Raw genomic sequence first — 19,367 nt, 5'->3', positions numbered from 1 at the left:
CTCGTCCGTGAGCACGCCCGCGACGGACGCATCCGAACCCTGCCCGGCGTGGGACACGGGCTTCAGAACTTCGTTCCGAAGCCCGTGGCGAATGCCCTCGCCGAACAGATCACCATTTGACGCGCCGCCCGCAGACCCGGACCTACTCGACGTCACGGCCCAGGCTGGCGCGCCGCGACACATGTCTGAGTGGCCCCACTCAGCGGCTGATCCGTCTGCTGTGCCTTGTCGAGGCGGATCAACGCGATGATGCAGTAGCGAGGGCTGCGCCGATGAGGCACACCGAGGTGAGAGCCGCGCCGCGGGTGAGTGTCATGGCGGCCAGGGCGGGGTGCAGCTGACGCCCAGCTGGAGGGCCGAGACAGTGGTGGCGCCGGCGAGGGTGAGGGCGTGGGCGGCGATGGTGAATACCCGGGCCGTACAGGGCGGGGTTGAGGATGAACGCCGCGACGCCGAGCAGGAAGATGGCGGGTACGACCACCCAGACCAGGGGCATCGCGACAGCAAGGACGACGGACAGGATCGCGATCGCGACCGTGCCGGCCAGCAGTGACGGGTGGGGGCGGGCGCCGGTCGGAAATCCTGCCGCCGATGGACCGGTGAATGCTCCGATACCGAACAGGGCGAGGATCGCCGGGATCCAGACGTCGGGGACGGAGGTGATTGAGGTGAGCATCGCCGCCAGGTAGTTGAACGTGACCATGTATGCCGCGGTGGTCAGAATGGTGATCGCGTAGACGCCCCGGAGGGCTGACTTACGCATGGTGGCGAGTTCGCGCTGCAGGTCCGGGCCGGTGTCGGGCCGGCAACTCGTTGCGACAGCAAGGACTCCGAGTACGCGGCCGACGATACCGGCGAGTGTCAGTGCGACGACCACCCAGAATCCGCCTCGCCAACCGGTGAAGTGGCTCAGCAGAGTCCCCGCGGGACCGCTGGCGACCATGGCCACGCTGAGGCCACTGACCACGACGCCGGACGCGCGAGCGGTGCGGTCCGAACCTGCCAGGCCGATCGCGTCACCGACGCGATCGCGAAGAACCCCGCGTAGCTATACCGGAAACGATTCGGGAGACCAGCACGACGTGGTAGTTGCCGAACAGGCCGACGGCGACGGCGGCGGCGAAGACGCCCTGGGTAATCATCAGCGCAGTGCGTCGTGGCCAGCGTAGGCTCAACACGGCGAAGAGCGGTCCGCCGCAGACGACCCCGAGTGCGAACGCGGTGATGAGAATCCCGGCCGACGACAGCGAGACGTCCAGATCTGCGGCGACACCGGGCAGAACACCGGCGAGCAGGAATTCCGCGCTGCCCATGGCGAAGAGGCTGAAGCCCAGCATGTACACCCCCGCAGGCAGCCGGTCTCCACGGCTGCGGGACAGGGTATTCATCGGCGATCACCCCCGCCGAGCGAGATCGCCGCGGACAGATCCTGTTCCAGGAGCCAGCCGGTCATGGCGATGGCGGCGACGGAACCCATCCCTGCCGCGGTGACCACCTGGGCTCGGGGGATCGACAACGTTGCCGGCAGCCCAGAGTCCAGGAACGGCGGTGGCTCCCCGGGAATCGACCGCGATCAGTCCGGTGGCCGGGTCCGTGGTCGCGCCCAACGCAGTCGCGATCGCGTCGTGGGGATTCGGCTGCGGAGCAACGAAAATGGCGTCACAGAACAACGTCTCGCCGTTCTCCAGACGGACACCGGTGAGTTCTCCGCTCGCGCAATCGCCTCCCGGCACGACCTCGGACACCCCTCCGCCGATCACGCGGACGCCGTAGGCCTCTAGCCGATCGCGCTCGGCGGCGTCGATCTCGATCCCGTTGACACAGAAGGTTACCGACGCGGTGTAGCGGCGCATCAGCGCCGCCAGGTGTACCGACACCGCGGCCATCGAGCTACCGATGACTACGACATTCCGGTCCCGGACTTCATAACCGTGGCAGTGCGGACAGTGGTGCACCGTATCGGCCCACCGCTCGGACAGTCCCGGGACGCTGGGGAGTTCGTCGGTGAGACCGGTCGCGACGAGCAGCGACCGGGCGCGCAGGACGCTGCGGTCATCCAGACGCACCTCGAAGGCACCCTCGGGCGTTCGTCGCGCGTCCGCAGCCGACGCCCGCACGAGAGTTCCTCCGTATTCGGTGAACTCGGCCTTTCCCGCGGCGACGAAGTCCGCCGGCGACATGCCGTCACGGGTGAGGAATCCGTGCATCGCGTCTGCCGGCCCGTTCCGTGGCGGACCGCCGTCGACAACCAGGGTCGCGAACTGCGCCCTCGCGAGCACGACGCCAGCCGTCAGTCCGGCGGCCCCGGCGCCGATCACGATCGCGTCCCACACCCCTGTCCGCAGCGCCGATTGTCCTGTCTTTTCTGTTGTCTCGTTCATCTCGGATCACCTCCGAGACGAGCATCGACTCCTACTCCCGAAACCTGCAAAGAACTTTGCCGGTTCCGGGACAGATTGGTTGACTGGTCCGATGGATGATCAGCCAAGTGTCGGCGCCGTGATCGAGCAGATCGCCCCACGGCTACGGAGTGCCCGAGAGAAGATAGGGTCTCAGCCTCGCCGACGTCGCCCAGATTACCGGCTTGTCGACCAGCACACTGTCACGGCTGGAATCCGGTCAGCGTAAGCCGAGCCTGGAACTGCTCCTGCCGGTGACTGTCGCGCTCGGCGTTCCGCTCGACGAGATCGTGGCCGCGCCCCGGATCGTCGACCCACGTGTGTCGCAACAACCCACCACCAGAGACGGGCGCGTACTGATCCCGCTCTCACGCCACCAGGGAGAGCCCCGGGCCTACAAGATGATCATCCCCGCCCACGACGACCAGCCACACCTGCGTACCCACGACGGCTACGAATGGCTCTACGTGCTACGCGGACGACTGCGTGTCCGGCTCGGCGGCCACGATTTTGCCATGGGTGCCGGCGAGGCGGCCGAGTTCGACTGCCGCATTCCGCACTGGTTCGGCGCCGCCGGACAAGGCAACGTCGAAATCCTCAGCCTCTTCGGCAAACACGGTGAACGCATTCACGTCCGCGCCCGCACCACCCCTGCCCCGTAGTACCGGGCCATATACCGAACGGAAGCCTAATCGCGGGTCGCGATTCACTCCCGGCGCCTCGTGTACGTGCCCAACGGGCTCTGGACAAAGCAGGCAAATGACCGGGTCGGTTCGGCTGGCGCCAATGCCGCTTCGGAAACCCGAACTGCCAGCAGCAGGCCGAGACCTGAGGAGTCTGCGTACCGCAGCACTCTGCGCTTGCACTGAAGCCGAGCTGCGACGCCAGCGACTCGCGGATTCCTGAGACCTCTCACATTTGCTCGGATGTCAGAGATGTGCCGAACAGTTTCATCTGCCGCAGATTTTACGATCGCGGCGAGGAGCCGTTGATGACGCAGGGCGGTCTCGAAGCTGGGGTGCGGTTGCCGTGCGTCGGCGACGGCCCGGGCGACCTCCTGGTAAAGGGCTGCGATATTGGCCGGTGGGCCGGATCGAACAGTGACGGGGGTGGCGCGGCCCTCGCCTTGGTCGCGCTCACCCACGGTGAGGTCGTCGCCGGCCTGGCCACCGGGCCCGCACCTCGATTCGTGCGCCGCTTCCGTCCCGCCGGCTCCCACGCGCTCCGCCGCGCGATCAGCGCGACCATGCCGATCCACCTCTTCGCTGCCGCACCCGACTACCGCCGCAACGGCATCGCCCGCAATGGCTTCGGTCGTGAAATCCGGTGTCAGTTGGTCGTGAATCTGGGCAGCGGCTGGAGGATTGCGGCCGGATCTCCATCGCGAATTTCGGCATCACGCCGAGGCGGCGTGTCGGCCGCGGCGGGATGTCAATCAGTGAGTTGTTGGCCAGTGTGGTCTGCTGGCTTCTCAGTGACGGGAACCGAGGTTGGTCTGCTGTGCCGTAATCGAGTGCATGACGACCCGAAAGGCTCATGGCCAGTAGCCGCCATCTCGCGCTTCATGCAACGCTTCCGGAGCGCTACGCGCGATTCGAAGTACTTGCCTCGTCGATCGACTATCGCGGTCGGATGGTGGTTCTGCTCGTTGATCCGGTGAGCGGCGGGCCGTCGGCGCAGAATTGGCGTCGTCCCGTGCCGCCCTACGATGCAATCGCCGTAGTCTGCGACAGTGCTGATGTTCACGAGATTCCTTTGCATGGGCTCGATCAACGGTTCACCGAGATCGACGCCTTCGGCGACGGGGTCATCTTGGGTGCCGCACGGATTCCTCGGGCACATCCCGACGATGAGTCGTCGTTCTTGGTCCCGGTGCCCGAGGAGGAACTGAGGTTGACCCTCAACGCGAAGGTCTTCGATGGTGACGGTAACCAGATCGGGGCTTTCTATGCCGGTGACGGCATAGAACAACTGTTGACCGACCCAGAAGGGCGGATCTGGATCAGTTATTTCGACGAAGCCAACTACTGGTCGCGCAATCCGGACGGCACGTGCTCACATCGGTTCCTGGTCGGCCTGGCGCGCTGGGACGACCCGCAGCCACGCCGTGGCTCGCACCGGATCACACCGGCAACCGTGTTTTCTGGTGCGACTGTTATGCACTCAATGTGGGTCGGACTCTGGTCTATGCCTGCCCTTATACCGACTTTCCGTTGGTCGAGCTCGATGCGAGCGGGGTGCGATCGATAACACAAAATCCGGTCACCCGTTGCCACGGTCTGGCAGGCGTTCGTCACCGGCGCGGACGCCGGGCTGCGTCTGATCGGCCTGCTCGTGCTGATACTCGGCGGCCTGGTCGTGCTGGAGTCGATACTCGCGCGCCGCGCCCGGCGGTGACCGCCGATGCCCGGGCCGCGCGGCCGGGCACAGGCGGACCGTCAATTGTAGACGGTGCCGAACGACGGGACCGAGATGGTGCGGAACTGGTACTGGAAGCCGTCGAGGTTGGTGGCCGAGGTGTCCGCCGAGCCGCCCATGCGCGCGGAGCCCATGATGTGCAGCGCGCCCATCGAGCACTGCCCGGGGCCGTATCCGGCGGCCCGGCAGGCGGCCGCGAACTCCGCGTGCGACCCGCGTTTGCCCGGCTCGTAGGAGACCCCGGCCTGGTGGCCCGAGAAGATGCGCCGCGCCCCGGCGGCCTCGAGGATCTTCGCCGAGCCCTCCAGCCCGGTGTGTAGGTGACCGGCGTCGTGCTCGGAGAGCCGGTACTTCACCACCGCCTCGCCGTCGCCGTCCACCGAGACGGTGCCGTGGTCGCGGTCGCGCGTGATCACGCCGACGGCGTTGGAGTGCGCGAAATCGAGCATGGTGGAACGGAATTCGGCCGATCCACGCCAGCTCATGAAGCCGGTCGCGAGGGCCGGATTGATCGGCCCGGTCTCGTAGATGACGCCGTAGCCGCGGCCGTCGAGGTCGGCGTGCTCGCGGCAGATCCGCGCCTGCATGCCGCCCTCCCACGGGCGGATCTCCTCGTCGAACACGCCGAAGACCACCGCGGCGGGGTGCAGCCGCAGATAACGGCCGATGTTCTTGTTGCGCAACCCCGATCGGCGCAGCAGCGCCGGGGTCTGGATCGCGCCCGCGGCCACCACCACCGCCCGAACAGAACTTCCTCCAGGGGCTGGATCTGCAGGTGCGTTCCCGGTGCCCATTCGAGCGCTGATATCAGATACCGGTCGGAGACTCGGGCCGGCCTCGTCGAGTATCGATACGCCGTAGAGGATGTCGTTGTCGGGAGCCGGGGTTGGTTCCGGCGGTCCGGGAAGTGGTTCGCGGATCAGCTGAGTGCGCTGAACAACGGCATACAGATCCGGCAGATTTACCGGGCTTCTGTGTGCGAGAGGGGACTCGTTCCCCTCGGTGCGGCGGATTTGCCTAACCCGTGTGTTCGATGACATCTAACATATGTTGACTCCCTATCGATTTCAACGCCGCCGCGTTGGGTTCTGAAGAAAAAACGTTGCGGCCGAGAGGCTTTCGAGTTCGTACCAGAGTGGCCGCAGCGCAGCCGCCGGGAGGAGTATTCGGCGACGACGTCGTGGCCGCCATTATCGAACGCCTGGTCCACCCCGCGGAGGCCTTCTCCCTCGCGGGCGGCAGCTACCGCCTCCAGAACCGCGGCCTGGGCCGCGCCCCCGCCGCCGAGACCAATGCCTGACCCCCAACGCACGATATGCGGCGGACGAGTGTGTTCGCGGAGGAAGAGGAGTCCGTTCTTATCGCCGGTGTGTGGAACTATTCGCGATGGATCGACAAACCATGAACACGGATAGGCCGAACTGGATGACGCTGGCACGCGATGAGGCACTGGCGCTACTGACGGACTCGCTCTCGGCGCGGCGACGACGCGGCGCGAAGCGGCTGCGCGCGCTGGCAGACCCGACAACAGCGGCCCGAGTCCGCGCCGCGCTCGAACGCGAAGTGCTGGACGAACGCACCTGGGAGACGCAGTACCAATTGATCATGGCGCTGGGAACGACCGGCAGCCGCGAGGATATCGAACTGTTGAAAACCCTTGCGCTGCAACCTCGCTCGGCAACGATGATCAACGCTGCTCTTGGCGACGCCATCGTCCGCCTGGGTCGCGACGTCGACAACGACCCGGGCCCCGCCATGTGGTGTCTGCAACAACACGTCGAACTTCTCGCTGACGGCGCGCTCCGTGCGGTCGCGATGCTGCGACTGAGCTTCCCCGACACCGCGGTCGACGCCGTCATCGACTACGCCGAGGCCAATTTCCACGATCTCAACCATGAGTCCCTGGTGTACTGGCCAGTGGTCGCAGCAGCCGGTTGGTCCGGGCCTCGTGTGCGGGCGTTTCTGACCCGCTGTTCACAAGATGGCCGTCAGATCATCGCCGCAGCCGCCACGGACGCCCTGAAGGGTCGTTACGGAAACTACCTGAGCGTGCTGTAGTCGACGTGGATCCGAATACACGCAACCTCCCGGCGGCGAGGACAGTAATCGGGCTTGGTCCCGGCCAGGATCAGTCCCAGGTACCCTGTGGGAGGCTCCCTGATCGGCTGCCCGCCAGTGCTATCGGTCTGGCTCGCTAATGGCTTGTGTCCCAACGGGTTACCGTGCGGGCGTGGCTGGAAAGGGGGTTTGCCCTGGCTCGAAGTAGCGGTGCCTTCCTGCACGGACATTTGCTCGTTCAGATAGTCAGGAAGGACGCTGGTGGCCGGTCATCGTCGGGATGGACCCGGACAAACGCTCGGCCCCATCGAACCCTGGTTCCGCGCGGGCGGTCCGAATGGACGGAGCGGGCCGGTGCGGCAGCGCCCGCGCGACGATGGCGATGGCGATGGATTGCTGGATATGCGGTATCGCACGTCAGTGCAGCCTCCAGTTCGACGTTGGTAGCCGCGGCTCTGCGGCCCCTGCGGATCTCGGGCGTCGGCGCGACCTTTCGTGACCGCATGCTGTTTCGACGGCATCAGCACCGTCCGGCCCGCAACGACCTGCGCTCTGTCTCCTCGATTGAACCGCGCTGGTACCGCACTCGACAGGAGGTTGCGACCTGAATTTCGCACGACACCGTCCCGCCCACCGGCAGTCGCCGGGTGCTGCTGTGTCGCAAGGCTTCTGTGGTGCGGGTTCGACTCGGGCTTTGGGCGCGGCGGATGGGTGGTCGAGGATGTGGCTGACCGCGGTGCCGGCGGCCGGACGTCGGCTTCTGCCGCCGGAGTTGCCGGCGAGCACGCGGGTGCCTCGGGTCCTGACGGTGAGGACCGGGCGGACGGGTGCGGGAGGTATCGTTGGGTACCCGGAACGCGAGTTCGATATTCTCGTGGGGGTTGACGGCGATGACTGATCGCAGCGACAGGAACGGCCTGGAACATGCCCGCAGGGTCCTTCGCGAGGCGCGGGGTTTTCTCGGGAACGCGCAGGTGCGGCTGGCGCGTGCCCAGCGGTACACAGTGGATGCCTGGGAGCGTATCGCACGTCTCCAAGCTCGCGTCGAGACGGTCGTCGTCGCTCCGCTGGCTCCGGCCGACGGGCCCGAGGCCACGGATGGCGGCAGTGAGCACGAGGGGAGCCGTCGTGGCGGATGAGCCGTCCACCGGGCCGCCGCTACCAGCTCGGTAGCGGTGCAGCGGGGCAGGGTCAGTGCGATGGTGCTCGGCTTCGGTGTGGCGAGGTAACGCATCGGTGACGGGTGAGCCCTACTGCGGGTGGTGGTGCTGGCGTGGTGGGCGGGGGTAGGGTTCGCGCCAGGGGGGCCGTGAGGCAGGAGCGGTGGTGCCGGCACCGGAGCCGTTGTCCGAGGCACACGCTTGTGTGTTGCTGGGCTCGGTCGGTTGCCGGATCGTGTTCTGGCGCTACGCGTTACCGACGACCCGTCTGGTGAATCATATGGTCGACGGCGCAGCGATCCTCGCCTGGGCCAGCGCGGGCCTCCTGACCGTGCACGCCCGGTCGCCTATCAAAGCGACGGCCTGGACGCGTTGACCGGCAGCGGTTGGAGCGTCACTGCGGTCGGCGCGGCCGAATTCGTCGACGACCCGAACGAGGTCATTCGCTACCGTGAGCGGCTCGACCGCTGGCTGCCCGGTGCGCGGGACCGGATCGTCCGCATCACGATCGAAGAGATCACCGGCAGCTACTACGACCGCACGCATCACCCGTAGCGAACCCGTTGCTCTAAGCTCTGCCGGGCCGGGGATTCGACCGGCCCGACCAGATCGCTGCTCTGTTCCTCGGCCTGGGCGAGCAACTGCTCGGCCAGCTTCTTGGTGTCAACGCGTCTTTCGCCACGGCAGCCACTGGCTGCGATATCAGTCGGTCCTTCCTGCCGAACCATCAGGGCCCGGCCGATCAGATCGAGATCAAGGTCCGCCGTTGTTTCGACAGTCCTGTATCAGCCGGAGCGCGCATTCGGCAGGACCGATTCAAGCCTTTGGCACAGGGGTATTATGGCGGGCGGCGACCCACCAGCGGCCATTTTCCTTGACCAGCACATAGAGGGCGACCATCGCGGGAGTCTTATCGATGAGTTCACCCTCGGCGGTGGTCGCACGGGCGACTTTATGGAGGACTGCGACGTCTGGACGCAGGAAGCCAATGTCGCCCACATCGTAGCGCACGTACTCGTTCTTCAAGAATCCCTTGAGGCCGCGTTCGGCGGCCTCGAGCAGAGAGTCATACCCGTTTATCACCATGCCCACTGCGTTGCCCGCCGACGCATTCGCGGTGAAACCGCTTACCATCAGTTCGGCATCGTTGGTGTTGTAGCCGGTCTCGACGTCGGCTATCAACTGTTCGATCGCGACGACGTCGGCAGCGTGGTCGGTTGTAGTGTCTTCGACGACTGGCCGTCCGGATGTTGTTGCAGTCATGCAGGTCGACATCGATGCCGAACTCGCCCAGCTCGGACCGACCGGATAGCTACCCTGTGCGTCCGTGACACCCCATTCTCACCCGGGTCGTGAATGATGGTCAGTCGGTGAACATGCGGGCGGCCATGTGCCGGGAGTTGTCGATGGCCTGGCGGCCGCGGGGCAGCATGATCGCCTGGTAAGCGGCGACGGCTTCGGTGAGTGTCTTTTCGCCCCGTGCGGCGGAAAGGATTTCGCCGGCGAGAGTGGCGGCGTCGGCGAGGGCGGTGTTCGCGCCTGCCCCGGCGGTGGGTGGCATGGTGTGGACCGCGTCGCCGAGCAGGGTGACCGGGCCAGGCTCCCAGGTCGGTATCTGGCCGCTGATGCGGAAGGTGATCGGGAAGAACGTCTCGGTATCGGAGCGGGCGTAGATTTCGCCGATCGCGGGATGCCAGGCGGCGGTGGTCTCGGCCGAGAGTTTCCACAGCTGTTGCGACGACATGTTGAACAACACCTCGTCGGTGATGCCCAGACGGTGCGGGGTCGCGATGAGGGTGACCATCAGGTAGTCGGGCCGTTCGTCGAGGGGGGTGCGGAACCGGACGGTGCCGAATCCGGCACCGCAGGTGCTGTCGCTGGACACCCAGCACAGTCCGCGCTCGAATTCCTCGGGTGACAATCGGCTGGTGAGGGGCATTCGGCCGTAGATGCAGCGCAGCCCGAAGTCTTCGACCACGGCGTCGGGCAGCAGTTGGCGACGGATAGCCGATCCGACCCCGTCCGCGCCGATCAACAGATCGCCCTCGTCGCTGCCGCCGTCGGTGAACTCGAGCCTCACCCTGCCGGTGTCGAGCACCTGATAGCCCGATGCCGTGCGCCCGAACTCGACGATCTCGTCGAGGCCGGTGAGCAGCCCTTGGCGAAAGGTGTTGCGATCGACCGCGGTGAGCTGATCGTCGGGGATGTCGGGGAATTCCTGCGCGAACACTGGCTGTAGCCCGGTGGTGAACGTGGTGACCAGGTTGCCGTTGCGTCCGCTGGTGCGGCGCAGCAAATCCAGTACCTGCGGTGTGAGGCAGTCGGCCAGGGCGGCATTGCCCGCCGGGTCGATGTGGATGCGATAGCCCTGGTGACGCGTGCGCGGCGTCGGGTCCTGCTCGTAGACGGCCACGTCGACTCCGCTGTGGTGCAGTGCCTGCGCCAGTGTCAGGCCTCCGACACCACCGCCGGCGATGAGAACTCTTGTGTCGTCCGACATTTCGATCTCCCTTACTGAGTGCGGCCGCCTGTCGGCCGGGCTCGTGAGTTCATCCTGTGCCCTGCACCATGCAGTTGTCAATCGTTCATTTGAATCTGACAAAAATATGATTGATAGTGCTCGGTGGTTGTATGATCGTTGGCATGCCAGCGTCCAAGCCTCGTCGGTCACCCGCGCCGCAGGAGCGGCAGCGCGATCCTGAACGCACGCGCGCGCTGATTCTGGACGCGGCGATGGCCGAGTTCGGCGCGCACGGCTATGCCGGTGCCCGGATCGGGACGATCGCCGCTCGCGCGGGGGTGAACGTGCAGCTGATCTCCTACTACTTCGACGGCAAACAAGGCCTGTATCAAGCGATTACGCAACGATGGCAGCAGCGTCAGGGTGCGCTGGTCGCGCCGGACACACCGTTGCCCGAGCAACTGCGCCGCTACGCAATGGAGGCGCTGCACAATCCCGACGGGGTACGCCTGCTGGCCTGGAACGGGCTCGAATACCGCGAGAACCGCGAGACCGGAGCCGAATCACCCTCGGATACTCGACCGTTCGCCGACAGCATCAAAGAGCTGCGCAACCTGCAGCAGGCCGGTCGTCTGCCCAGCGATCTCGACCCTGCATGTCTGGTGATCATGCTGATGGCCGCGGCTATGGCACCCACCACGCTGCCGCACATCGTCGAGGGCGTCTGCAACACCGACCCGCGCTCACCCGAATTCCTCGAACGATTCGCCGACCAGGTAGCCATCCTCGCAAGCCATCTGGGGCTCGGGCCCTCCCCGGTACCGGAAAACCCAGGGGCGGCACTGCCCGCCGAGGCTCAGACGTGACCCCACCTATCGATGCTGTCGATTAGCCTCCGTGATCGTGAATGATCAGTGCCTCTTCTGTGACATCGTGGCCGGAGATCTCCCAAGCGTGAAAGTGGCCGAAGACGAGACGACTTATGCGTTCATGGACATCCATCCGGCTTCTGATGGTCACCTACTGGTGGTGCCCAAACGGCACAGCAGGGATCTTCTCGACATTCCGGCCGGAGACCTCGCGGCTGTCACGCTGACTGCGCAGCGGATCGCCAAGGCCGCTGTCAACGAGCTCGGTGCCGATGGAGTGAACTTGCTCAATTGCTGCGGTGCCGACGCATGGCAAACGGTGTTCCACTTCCATCTGCACGTCGTGCCGCGTTATGTCGACAAGTCCAAGGACCGACTCGTGTTGCCCTGGCAGCCAGGCGCGCCGGGGGATGCGAAAGCCATTGCCCAGCTGGGCGATCGGATCCGTCGTGCCGTGAACTGAATGGTCTCGAATATCACGTGATCGGTCAGTCGTTGGTATCGGCCGCGGGCACGCGGTCGTCGGGCCGATAGCGTCGCGTTTGAGGAGACGACTTCGGCGTGGTGAACCAACCGGTCGATCATCGCGGCGATGTCGTCGCCGAACACCTCCTCCAGCCGGCCGCAGGCTTGTTGCGGGTTATGTGTCCAACGTGCCCGTTCACAGCTGCTTGCGTGCAGCAGGAGTATGAGGTCAGGAGACGTGGAATGCCGGCTCAGGGGCGGTTGTAGTGAGTTATTGAGCGAGTGAGTTGCCGATAGCTTTGAGTTCGGTAACAACTTGTGCCACAGCGGGGCGAACCGCGTTCTCAGGGCGGATGAGTGCATCGAGATCGCGAGATACCGGCAGGTCGGCCAAGGGGCGCAGCACGACGCCATCCGGTCGCGGTTGCGTCCAGCGTGGCAGGAATGCCAGGCCTTGGCCTGCCCGAACCAGCTCGGCGACGATCGTGAATTCATTGACTCTGTGGCGAATCTCGATCGAGTGGCCGGCGGCGGTAGCGACGGCATCGAGAGTGGCGCCGACGGGGAACGCGTTGTGGGTGGTGATCCAGGGATGTTGGGCGACGTCGGCCACGCGGAGCGATTCTCGGGTGGTGAGTGGGTGGTCGGCGGCCAGTGCGACGTCGAGGCGCTCTTGCATGAGTGGTTCGACAACGAGATGACCGTGCCAACGGGATGTGTGCTGGAGGCGATGCGCGATCACGATGTCGTAGCGGGATGTCAACGGTGGAAAGTCTTCCTGGGCGACATCTTCGTCGCTGAGGGTGACTTGGACGCCCCCTCCGGTGAACCGGACTGCCAGCGGCGCGAAGAACGCCAGGGCGGCGCTGTTGAAGGCGCACACACTGACCTTGCCTGCCGGAGCGCTCGCGAGGCCTCGCGCAATTTCGCGAGCGCGGCTCAGGGCGGTCTGGACGTCGACGGCCGCTGCCGCCAGCCGTTCTCCTTCCGGTGTCAAGCGCAGTACGCGACCCACGCGCCGGGTCAGCGGAACCCGCGCCTCACGCTGAAGGAGTTTCAACTGCTGGGAGACAGCGGAGGGCGTAATGAACAACGCCTGGGCGACACCTTGCACACTGTGTTGCTCGCCGAGCTCGCGCAGGATCTCCAACTGCCGCTCATCCATGCAGCGAGTTTAGCGATACTGAACCATCGTTGAAGACATATCACCTTGATCTTCATCCGCCGTCCGGCGATCCTGATCGGACTATCCGGTCGCGAAAACACACCGTGCTGACAGGAAGATCTACATGACGGACACCTCGACGAGTACGTACGAGACTCTGATCGCTCTGCTACACCGGCACGAAGCCTCCTATGAACTGATCGACCACGAGCCCGTCGGAGTCACCGAAGTCGTCAGCAAACTGCGAGGGCATCCCTTGGCGCATGCGGCGAAGTGCATGCTTCTCCTCGTGAAGCTCGATCGGCGCACCCGAAAGTATGTTCTCGCCGTCATCCCTGGTGATCGATCGGTCGACCTCGACGCGATCAAAACCCTCTACGGCGCCAGATACGCGGGATTCTGCGATCCGACGACAGCTGAACAGCTTGCCCAGGCAGTCCCCGGCTCGGTTCTTCCCTTTCCGATGGACCCGGCCGTCGAACTCGTGGCCGACCCCGCGGTGCTGCGCCAGCCGTCGCTCTACTTCAACGCCGCCAGGCTCGACCGATCGATCGCCCTCGATGCCGACGACTACGCTCGCATAGCTCGCCCGCGGATCTACGAGATAGCAAAATGACGAGATGCCGTCACGAGCCCCATAGTTCAGCGAATGGTGCCGCCCAAGACGTCGCCGTGGTGCTGGTAGGTGGCGATCTTGTATTCGGTGGCGGCGAGCGAGAGGTTGAGTTCCCGTATCCGTCGGCGGATGGTGTCGCGGTGTTCGATCAGCATGTCGAGCCGTTCGGGTATCGAGTCGTCACCCGCTTCTACCAGGTGGATGTAGTGCTGGAGGTCACGCATCGGCATGCCCGACAGGCGCATCCGGGTGATGAACACCAGCCGCCGTTGCGCCTCGGCGTCATAGACCCGGTGGCCGCGGGCGTCACGAGTGACGGAGATCAGACCGGCACGTTCGTAATAGCGGATGGAATGCGCGGAGAGATCGAGCATGTCGGCGACCTCGGCAATGGACATGGGCGCCGGGTCGTCGCCCGTGTCGACCAGCCGGTGAATGGTCTCCACGGGAATGGTCGCGTCGATGCCGGCGAAGTCGCCGATCTCATCGAGTATCCGCGCCATCAGGTCTTCGGTGGCCATCCGCGTCACCCCTCCTGAGCCGGGAAGTCCGCGGATCGCGCCACGCTCGACCAGGCTCGTACCTCGTCCAGGCCCGAAGTGTAGGCCGCGGTGAGCCGGTCGACGGCTTCTGCGCCGAGTGGAAGGCGCAACGGTACGTCGGTCGCGTGCGCGAGGTCGGCCAGGATGGCGGCGGCCCGTGCGGGATCTCCTTCCTGGTGTCCATCGATCCCGGTCAAGGCGGCGCGCACGGGCTCGACCGTCCTCTCGTAGGTGCTGGTCGCGCTGACCATTCCGAGCGAGTGGGGAGTGTTGAATCCGGTGCGGAAACGCGAAGGTTCGACCAGCACGACTCGAATGCCGAAATCGGCGACTTCGGCTGCGAGTGCTTCGGACCATCCTTCGAGGGCGAATTTGCTCGCCGAGTATGCCCCGACTCCGGGGAACGACAGCCGCCCGCCTTGGCTGCTCATCTGAATGATGGTGCCGCCGCGACGCTTCCGCATTCCGGGCAGTGCAGCTCGGGTGAGCGCGGCGGCGGCGAAGAAGTTGAGCTCGAGTTGCTCACGCAGTTCGACCATGCCGACCTCTTCGGCCGCGCCGATGATCGCACGTCCGGCATTGTTGACCAGAACGTCGATCGCGCGGGATTCGATGACCGCGGCCACCCTGTCGACGTCCGGGGCAACGCGCAGGTCGGCCGAGACCACAGTCAGGTTGTCACGATACTTCGACGCGAGGTCGGCCAGCGCGGACGTGTCGCGGACCACCGCGACCACGTCCTCCCCGCGCCCGAGGACTTCGGTGGCGAGGGCGTTGCCGAAGCCCTGCGACGCGCCGGTGATCAACCAGGTCGAGCCGTCATGAGAGTTCATCATGCCGGCGACGATAGAGCTTCGAGCGCGCTCCAATGCAATGCGTATCAGCAATCGCCTTGCCCGGTGTTGTCGTGTGCTGTGTCATAGGCATGACGGGCCGACAGCACGTCGGTACGATGCGTGCGCGCCCAGTCCACCAGCGCTGTCAATGGTTCGACCAGCCCTGCCGCCAGTGGAGCGAGTGTGTATTCCACGGTTACCGGAACGGTTGCGTACACCGTTCGAATCAGTAGTCCGTCACGTTCGAGCCCACGCAGCGTGCGTGCCAGCATGCGCCGGCTGATTCCATCGATAGCTCGTTCGAGTTCGGTGAACCGGCGGGTTCCCGCGGTGAGTTCTCCGATGATCTGGATGCTCCATTTACTGCCGATCCGCTCCAGCAGTTCACGGGTCGGACACGTGTCGGTGAGCTGGTCGGTTATCTGCGTGTTCCGTGGAGACACGAAAGTCCCTTCTTCCTTCGATGGTGGCGGTTACCGAGAATGACCCAAGTATCAGATCGTGACGACGAGGAGTTGGAATGCGTGCGTATCAGTTCGAGGCCACATTTTCGCTCGGGTCTTTGCGGCTGGTGGACCGCCCCGACCCGGTTCCGGGCGAACGAGACGTCGTACTGCGGATGCAGGCGGCCGCGTTGAACTATCGGGATCTGGCGATCATGCGTGGCAAGTATCACGTTCCGGTGGCCTTGCCTCTGGTTCCGCTGTCCGACGGCGTCGGTGAGGTCGTGCACGTCGGTGGCGCAGTGTCGCGGTTCCGCGTCGGCGACTTCGCGTGCCCGGTCTTTCTGCCGGATTGGGTCGACGGCCCGATCCGGACACATCACGGGCAGCGGCGGCTCGGAGGACCCACCGATGGTGTGTTGGCAGAGTTGCTGTGCCTGCACGAGGACGAGGCAGTGCGCGTACCAGGCAACCTGGAACCCGCACAGGCAGCCACGCTGCCGGTCGCGGGAGCGACGGTTTGGCACTCGCTGTTCGAGCTGGACCGGCTGCGACCGGACGAGACGATCCTGGTGCAAGGCAGTGGCGGCGTGTCCACGCTCGCAGTGCAACTGGCGGCCACAGCTGGCGCACGAGTAATTGCCACCAGCAGATCGGCCCGGCATGCGCAACGGCTCCAAGCGCTCGGCGCCGACCAGGTGCTCTGCTCCGGCGCGAATCAAGACTGGCCGAACCAAATAGCGGGAATGACGGGAGGTGGGGCCGATGTCGCACTCAATGTTGCCGGGGGAGACACCCTGACACCGACTGTCGCGGCGACCCGGGTCGGCGGCAGGGTTCATCTTATGGGGTATACCGCCGACCGGGCTGCCGAATTGGATATCTTCACCGCGATCCAACGCGCGACGACGATCCGGACGGCCACCGGTGGAAGCCGCACCGACTTCGAGGCTCTGGTAACGACCATCGAGCGGCACGCCCTGATGCCCGTGGTCGACAAGGTCTTTCCACTCGGCCGACTCGCCGACGCCTTCGACCGCCTCGCCCACGGCGGCCATTTCGGCAAAATTGTCATCGCAACCACCTTCTGATCTGCCTGTCGTGGACGTGCAGTCGAAGCAGCTTGTCCCGATGAGCTTCCGAGCCGTGCAGCTACTGTTACCGGAATTCCGCCCACGACACCCTGGCACCTGAAGCGTTTGGCCAAGACATCCGTCTCTAATGGCACCGGGCCCGCTATCACCGCAATGCCGCATTTCTGGACCAAGTTGTCCGACAGTCTCAGGTGGTATGCGGCTCTGATCGGCGAGGTCGATGGTATGCGGATGTAGTCGGAAGACGCCATCGTTTCGGCCACCGCTGAACAATCAAGCGGATCGATCGAGTCCTGCTGGTTCCGAAGCTACCGCTGTGGCTGAGCAAGGGCTCGTCTCCTGCGTTCGACTATTGGAATACGAATGGCCGATGCGGGCAGCGGTACCTAGGTAGTCATCCTTGATAACTGGGTGCACGCATTGTGCAAGCAGTTCGCGCGCCGCGGGTGACGCACGTCAATCTGCGGCGGTGGACGCAGCAAGCCGTGGTCCCGCTGACCACAGAGAGGAATGACAGGCATGACGAGACCGCTTCGATTCGGGGTCGTTGCACCACTTATGACCGATCTGCCTACGTGGCGCGATCGTGTGCGTCGTATCGCCGACAGCGGCTACTCGACCTTCCTCGTGCCCGACTTCCCGCTCACACAACCGGCGCCCGCCGCGGTATTGGCCACCGTCGCGGCCACGACCGACCTGCGGGTGGGCACCTGGGTGTACGCCTCGCCGCTGCGTCCGCCCTGGCTGACCGCATGGGAGTCGTATTCTCTATCGCTGATGACCGGAGGCCGTTTCGAGATGGGCATCGGTACCGGGAGGCCCGGGATCGAAGATGAGCTGCGCGACAAGGGAATGCCCGTGCTGCCGCCGAAGGAACGATTGGCTCAGGTGCGTGAGGCCGTCGAGCAACTGCGTGGCTTCGACGGCCCCGATCGTCACACACCCATCGCGATCGCCGTTCAGGGACCGAAGGCTCGTGCATTGGCGGCCGAAATCGCGGACACGGTCACCTTCGCCCTCGGTGCTCAGTCCCGAGCCGAGGTCACGCAAATGGCCGAAGACGTTCGTTCCCGCCGGGACGTCGAGCTCGCACTCGCGGTACCGGTGATCGGCGACTCGGTCGCACCGCATATGGCACCTCCCGAAACCGATCCCGCCGCGCTGCGCGCCGCGGACGCTGTCGCCGTTCTTCCGGACGATCCGGCAGCGGCGATCGACGAAATTCAGCGGCGCCGAGAGGAGATGGGCTTCTCCTACTTTGTTTTCGGTGCTGATTTCGCTGAAAGGTTCGCTCCAGTTGTCGGCGAACTCGCTGGCCGATAGCCGCGAATGTAACATGCGATAAATATCGGTCGCTATCTCTCGCGCTGATCGGCGATCGGAACGGGACGGTTTCCGCCGATCGCGTGTTCGCATCATGCGTCCATGTTCGTGGAGAATACGATTGTGCAAGGGAGAATTGCGGCCTACGTGCATAGGCATACGAATTCGGTCTGCAGGCTTCGGCTTATCGAATCCTAGGTGAGGACAGAATGGACGTGGTTTGTTCGTCGGCGGCACAGGCTGAGCCGGCCACCGCCGTGGCGCACTGGTGGTAGCGATGAATGACGTACTTCAGATAGCCGGGGCACTGCTGTTGTTGGCCGGTTTCATCTCCTTGCAACATGGACTGACCGATGACGGCTCGACTGCGTATCTGGTCGCGAACCTGGTGGGCTCCGCGATGCTGGCTGCGCTGGCGTACCTCGGCCATGACTGGGGATTTTTGCTGTTGGAAGGCACCTGGGCGGTTGTCTCCGGGGCCTCGCTGTGCAGATCCCGGTGGGTATCGCGGACAGAATGCGTGCGCAGGAACAGCACTGCGGACCTGCTGCGACAGGTTCGCACAGCACGAGGCCGGCTCGGCAAGCTGCCGCGTCCTGTGCGAGGGGATGAACTTAACCGCCCCGATCGACTGATCCACTTTTTCCGCGATACTTACGCGGGTTCGCAAGGCCGCCAATGGCTACAGCCGCACGTGATGTGGTGGATGCTGGCATTTCTACGTGACCATGGTGTGCGGCCCGACCTCGACCTACTCACCACGCCGGAGCTGGTCGACCGTACCGCGGCCATGGGATTGCCGCGAAGCCATCAAGCGGTGACGCCGCCGAACCATGTAGAACTCAACTTCCGGCTGTGGTGGTCGATCCTCGGTGATATCGCCACTGTCGTCGATACATCTCGGTGGCGGCGGCTGCTGGGCGGTGTGAGCCTACCCGGCGCCGCTCAGCTCGAGATCCGCGCACAGCGTCTCGGACTGCGGCCGTGGATGACGAGTACAACGTTCGAGGAGTTGGCTGGCATCGCGAGGTCGCTCGCTGTGATAGCCGCACACGAGCGTCGGCGGCCGGTACGCAGTGACGAGATCATGCTGCGCGTTCTACTCCCCGGCTTGTTGCTGGCCGAGATGCATTGGCTCCACATTCCACCAGGGCGATCGCCCCGTCATGATCGGCCCTCGCCCGACATCGTCCTACTCCGCCGATGCGCGCTCGCTCATGCTCGGTGGTCCGACGGGCGCTACCTCGATCCGCTGGACCAAATGTATTTGTGCGCCGGTAACTTGCTCGATCGCCTGACCCTGCTGCCCGACCACAAGCATGACGACGAGACTCGGCGGATCGTGTCGCTGTACACCGAACTGCTCCGCAGCGAGTGTTCATCCGACGGCGCTACGTCGAGAAGCGATTCGACGCGATCGGTAGCTGCAGCAGCGGGTGATAGGTGAGTGTCGCAGAACCGGCGGGCTCCATGAGCCGATGTCGGTTCGGCGCGGGCGCGGTCATCGACAACGTGTGA

22 protein-coding genes and 1 pseudogene are annotated in these 19,367 nt (G+C 65.0%); 12 read left to right on the top strand and 11 right to left on the bottom strand.

All coding sequences use genetic code 11. The annotated features are described in order from the left end of the window. Positions 1-238: 238 nt before the first annotated feature. The 3 genes from IU476_RS06040 to IU476_RS06035 form a co-directional block, all read right to left on the bottom strand. Positions 239-943, bottom strand: a complete 705-nt coding sequence (locus IU476_RS06040) for an MFS transporter (RefSeq protein WP_267466396.1) — start codon at positions 941-943, stop codon at positions 239-241. 73 nt (positions 944-1,016) lie between these two features. Further along, on the bottom strand, positions 1,017-1,388 hold the full coding sequence (locus tag IU476_RS36725) for an MFS transporter (protein WP_267466350.1): 372 nt from the start codon (positions 1,386-1,388) through the stop codon (positions 1,017-1,019). A gap of 6 nt (positions 1,389-1,394) precedes the next feature. After that, on the bottom strand, positions 1,395-2,381 hold the full coding sequence (locus IU476_RS06035) for an NAD(P)/FAD-dependent oxidoreductase (protein ID WP_228823015.1): 987 nt from the start codon (positions 2,379-2,381) through the stop codon (positions 1,395-1,397). A gap of 203 nt (positions 2,382-2,584) precedes the next feature. Here IU476_RS06035 and IU476_RS06030 point away from each other — a divergent pair, with 203 nt between their 5' ends. From IU476_RS06030 to IU476_RS06020, 3 genes are all read left to right on the top strand, one after another. Next, complete coding sequence (locus IU476_RS06030) at positions 2,585-3,061, top strand: helix-turn-helix domain-containing protein (protein WP_324193886.1); 477 nt, start codon at positions 2,585-2,587, stop codon at positions 3,059-3,061. Between the two features lie 329 nt (positions 3,062-3,390). Continuing rightward, positions 3,391-4,059: a hypothetical protein gene (locus IU476_RS06025; protein WP_195097288.1), complete on the top strand. Its 669-nt coding sequence runs from the start codon at positions 3,391-3,393 to the stop codon at positions 4,057-4,059. Further along, the gene (locus IU476_RS06020; protein WP_195097286.1) at positions 4,032-4,649 is read left to right on the top strand and encodes a hypothetical protein; all 618 of its coding nucleotides are present in this window, start codon (positions 4,032-4,034) and stop codon (positions 4,647-4,649) included. The genes IU476_RS06025 and IU476_RS06020 overlap by 28 nt, the downstream gene beginning before the upstream one ends. Positions 4,650-4,661: 12 nt before the next feature. On the opposite strand, the gene IU476_RS06015 is transcribed toward IU476_RS06020, so the two are convergent. Further along, positions 4,662-4,841, bottom strand: a complete 180-nt coding sequence (locus tag IU476_RS06015) for a hypothetical protein (RefSeq protein ID WP_195097284.1) — start codon at positions 4,839-4,841, stop codon at positions 4,662-4,664. Then, positions 4,838-5,554, bottom strand: coding sequence for a GMC family oxidoreductase N-terminal domain-containing protein (locus IU476_RS06010; RefSeq protein WP_324193885.1), 717 nt, complete (start codon positions 5,552-5,554; stop codon positions 4,838-4,840). The genes IU476_RS06015 and IU476_RS06010 overlap by 4 nt, the downstream gene beginning before the upstream one ends. 419 nt (positions 5,555-5,973) lie before the next feature. On the opposite strand from IU476_RS06010, the pseudogene IU476_RS06005 reads away from it, so the two are divergent. The 3 genes and pseudogenes from IU476_RS06005 to IU476_RS05995 all read left to right on the top strand — a co-directional run. After that, a pseudogene (locus IU476_RS06005) lies at positions 5,974-6,117 on the top strand (IS21-like element ISAau2 family helper ATPase IstB); the annotation flags it as partial. Positions 6,118-6,188: 71 nt separating this feature from the next. Next, entirely contained in the window at positions 6,189-6,875 is a 687-nt protein-coding gene (locus tag IU476_RS06000; RefSeq protein WP_195097278.1) for a HEAT repeat domain-containing protein, read from the top strand. Between the two features lie 1,385 nt (positions 6,876-8,260). Next, on the top strand, positions 8,261-8,590 hold the full coding sequence (locus IU476_RS05995) for a pyridoxamine 5'-phosphate oxidase family protein (RefSeq protein ID WP_195097275.1): 330 nt from the start codon (positions 8,261-8,263) through the stop codon (positions 8,588-8,590). 261 nt (positions 8,591-8,851) lie between these two features. Here the strand turns inward: IU476_RS05995 and IU476_RS05990 are convergent, their stop codons facing one another. Next, positions 8,852-9,298 (bottom strand): SgcJ/EcaC family oxidoreductase, encoded by a 447-nt coding sequence (locus tag IU476_RS05990; RefSeq protein WP_195097273.1) that lies wholly within the window; start codon positions 9,296-9,298, stop codon positions 8,852-8,854. A gap of 100 nt (positions 9,299-9,398) precedes the next feature. Beyond that, positions 9,399-10,535, bottom strand: a complete 1,137-nt coding sequence (locus tag IU476_RS05985; RefSeq protein ID WP_195097271.1) for an FAD-dependent oxidoreductase — start codon at positions 10,533-10,535, stop codon at positions 9,399-9,401. Between the two features lie 131 nt (positions 10,536-10,666). Between IU476_RS05985 and IU476_RS05980 the strand changes: the two genes are divergently transcribed. Together IU476_RS05980 and IU476_RS05975 are read left to right on the top strand one after the other, a co-directional pair. Then, positions 10,667-11,362, top strand: a complete 696-nt coding sequence (locus IU476_RS05980; RefSeq protein WP_228823013.1) for a TetR/AcrR family transcriptional regulator — start codon at positions 10,667-10,669, stop codon at positions 11,360-11,362. 37 nt (positions 11,363-11,399) lie between these two features. After that, positions 11,400-11,828 carry an HIT family protein gene (locus IU476_RS05975; protein WP_195097567.1) on the top strand — a complete coding sequence of 143 codons (429 nt, stop codon included), beginning with the start codon at positions 11,400-11,402 and terminating at the stop codon, positions 11,826-11,828. A 273-nt stretch (positions 11,829-12,101) separates the two neighbouring features. Here IU476_RS05975 and IU476_RS05965 read toward each other — a convergent pair whose 3' ends face one another. After that, positions 12,102-12,995: a LysR family transcriptional regulator gene (locus IU476_RS05965; RefSeq protein ID WP_195097268.1), complete on the bottom strand. Its 894-nt coding sequence runs from the start codon at positions 12,993-12,995 to the stop codon at positions 12,102-12,104. Between the two features lie 124 nt (positions 12,996-13,119). Here IU476_RS05965 and IU476_RS05960 point away from each other — a divergent pair, with 124 nt between their 5' ends. Next, positions 13,120-13,611, top strand: a complete 492-nt coding sequence (locus IU476_RS05960; RefSeq protein WP_195097266.1) for a YbaK/EbsC family protein — start codon at positions 13,120-13,122, stop codon at positions 13,609-13,611. 26 nt (positions 13,612-13,637) lie between these two features. Here IU476_RS05960 and IU476_RS05955 read toward each other — a convergent pair whose 3' ends face one another. Genes IU476_RS05955 through IU476_RS05945 form a run of 3 tightly spaced genes read right to left on the bottom strand, consistent with a single transcriptional unit; the run spans position 13,638 to position 15,432 of the window. Next, complete coding sequence (locus IU476_RS05955; protein WP_195097264.1) at positions 13,638-14,132, bottom strand: MerR family transcriptional regulator; 495 nt, start codon at positions 14,130-14,132, stop codon at positions 13,638-13,640. Positions 14,133-14,137: 5 nt separating this feature from the next. Further along, entirely contained in the window at positions 14,138-14,989 is an 852-nt protein-coding gene (locus IU476_RS05950; protein ID WP_195097565.1) for an SDR family NAD(P)-dependent oxidoreductase, read from the bottom strand. Between the two features lie 44 nt (positions 14,990-15,033). Then, on the bottom strand, positions 15,034-15,432 hold the full coding sequence (locus IU476_RS05945) for a winged helix-turn-helix transcriptional regulator (protein WP_195097262.1): 399 nt from the start codon (positions 15,430-15,432) through the stop codon (positions 15,034-15,036). A 77-nt stretch (positions 15,433-15,509) separates the two neighbouring features. Between IU476_RS05945 and IU476_RS05940 the strand changes: the two genes are divergently transcribed. From IU476_RS05940 to IU476_RS05930, 3 genes are all read left to right on the top strand, one after another. Next, positions 15,510-16,523 carry a zinc-dependent alcohol dehydrogenase family protein gene (locus tag IU476_RS05940; protein ID WP_195097260.1) on the top strand — a complete coding sequence of 338 codons (1,014 nt, stop codon included), beginning with the start codon at positions 15,510-15,512 and terminating at the stop codon, positions 16,521-16,523. Positions 16,524-17,045: 522 nt separating this feature from the next. After that, complete coding sequence (locus IU476_RS05935; RefSeq protein ID WP_195097258.1) at positions 17,046-17,849, top strand: LLM class flavin-dependent oxidoreductase; 804 nt, start codon at positions 17,046-17,048, stop codon at positions 17,847-17,849. 277 nt (positions 17,850-18,126) lie between these two features. Then, the gene (locus tag IU476_RS05930) at positions 18,127-19,296 is read left to right on the top strand and encodes a CBU_0592 family membrane protein (RefSeq protein ID WP_195097255.1); all 1,170 of its coding nucleotides are present in this window, start codon (positions 18,127-18,129) and stop codon (positions 19,294-19,296) included. Positions 19,297-19,367 lie beyond the last annotated feature (71 nt).

Source organism: Nocardia blacklockiae (assembly GCF_015477355.1).
GTDB lineage: Bacteria > Actinomycetota > Actinomycetes > Mycobacteriales > Mycobacteriaceae > Nocardia > Nocardia blacklockiae.
The sequence above is the reverse complement of the archived record's forward strand: the minus strand, read 5'-3'. Positions and strand labels throughout refer to the sequence as shown.

Coding starts and splice junctions, on each gene's coding strand:
- IU476_RS05990 (WP_195097273.1), bottom strand. CDS start 9,298: ATGACTGCAACAACATCCGGACGGCCAGTCGTCGAAGACACTACAACC.
- IU476_RS05955 (WP_195097264.1), bottom strand. CDS start 14,132: ATGGCCACCGAAGACCTGATGGCGCGGATACTCGATGAGATCGGCGAC.
- IU476_RS06020 (WP_195097286.1), top strand. CDS start 4,032: ATGGTGGTTCTGCTCGTTGATCCGGTGAGCGGCGGGCCGTCGGCGCAG.
- IU476_RS36725 (WP_267466350.1), bottom strand. CDS start 1,388: ATGAATACCCTGTCCCGCAGCCGTGGAGACCGGCTGCCTGCGGGGGTG.
- IU476_RS05940 (WP_195097260.1), top strand. CDS start 15,510: ATGCGTGCGTATCAGTTCGAGGCCACATTTTCGCTCGGGTCTTTGCGG.
- IU476_RS06035 (WP_228823015.1), bottom strand. CDS start 2,381: ATGAACGAGACAACAGAAAAGACAGGACAATCGGCGCTGCGGACAGGG.
- IU476_RS05985 (WP_195097271.1), bottom strand. CDS start 10,535: ATGTCGGACGACACAAGAGTTCTCATCGCCGGCGGTGGTGTCGGAGGC.
- IU476_RS05930 (WP_195097255.1), top strand. CDS start 18,127: ATGAATGACGTACTTCAGATAGCCGGGGCACTGCTGTTGTTGGCCGGT.
- IU476_RS06040 (WP_267466396.1), bottom strand. CDS start 943: ATGGTCGCCAGCGGTCCCGCGGGGACTCTGCTGAGCCACTTCACCGGT.
- IU476_RS05935 (WP_195097258.1), top strand. CDS start 17,046: ATGACGAGACCGCTTCGATTCGGGGTCGTTGCACCACTTATGACCGAT.
- IU476_RS05980 (WP_228823013.1), top strand. CDS start 10,667: ATGATCGTTGGCATGCCAGCGTCCAAGCCTCGTCGGTCACCCGCGCCG.
- IU476_RS06025 (WP_195097288.1), top strand. CDS start 3,391: ATGACGCAGGGCGGTCTCGAAGCTGGGGTGCGGTTGCCGTGCGTCGGC.
- IU476_RS05960 (WP_195097266.1), top strand. CDS start 13,120: ATGACGGACACCTCGACGAGTACGTACGAGACTCTGATCGCTCTGCTA.
- IU476_RS05950 (WP_195097565.1), bottom strand. CDS start 14,989: ATGATGAACTCTCATGACGGCTCGACCTGGTTGATCACCGGCGCGTCG.
- IU476_RS05965 (WP_195097268.1), bottom strand. CDS start 12,995: ATGGATGAGCGGCAGTTGGAGATCCTGCGCGAGCTCGGCGAGCAACAC.